Raw genomic sequence first — 559 nt, forward strand, 5'->3', positions numbered from 1 at the left:
CAGCGCCGAACCGCTGCGGGCCAGCGCCGTGGTGCAGCCGGTCGACTGGGGCACCCGGGTGGACATCACCTGCAGCTACCGCGACGACGAGGGCCCGGCGACGAACTACGCCCTCGTCGTCATCGACCGCCGCGGTACGCCCCAGCAGATCGGCAGCTGGACGGCGCTGCCGGGCCGCGACACCCGCTTCACGGCCTCCACGGCGCTGCGCACCGGCGACATCGACCGCCTGGAGGTGCAGACCCCCACCGGCACGCCGCTGCTGCAGCTGCGCCAGCCCTGAGCGTGCCCGCTCAGCCGCCCGCGGTGGCCCCGCCCGCGACGGCCTGGGCGTCGCGCACGGCCCGGCGCACCGCCTCCGCCACCCACTCGCCCTCGGCCAGCGCTCCGGCGCGCCGCTTCAGCTCCGCGCGGGCCAGGCCGGTGCGCGCCTGGTACAGGGAGGGCACCAGACCCACGGCGTGCAGCAGGGCCACCAGCGCCACCGCCCGCCGGTGCACACCGGGGGAGGCGGCACCGGGGGAGGCGGCACCGGGGGAGGCGGCACCGGGGGAGGCGG

Annotated in this window: 1 protein-coding gene and 1 pseudogene; one reads left to right on the forward strand and one right to left on the reverse strand. The window is 78.7% G+C overall.

Going from position 1 to position 559, the window contains the following annotated elements:
* Positions 1-283: pseudogene (locus tag ABEB16_RS22035) on the forward strand (anti-sigma factor); the annotation flags it as partial.
* A gap of 10 nt (positions 284-293) precedes the next feature.
* On the opposite strand, the gene ABEB16_RS22040 reads toward ABEB16_RS22035, so the two are convergent.
* The coding region (locus ABEB16_RS22040) for a GPP34 family phosphoprotein (RefSeq protein ID WP_345714305.1) at positions 294-559 on the reverse strand (266 nt) is incomplete at its 5' end.

The organism is Kineococcus glutinatus, assembly GCF_039542765.1.
In the GTDB taxonomy this organism is placed as follows: domain Bacteria; phylum Actinomycetota; class Actinomycetes; order Actinomycetales; family Kineococcaceae; genus Kineococcus_A; species Kineococcus_A glutinatus.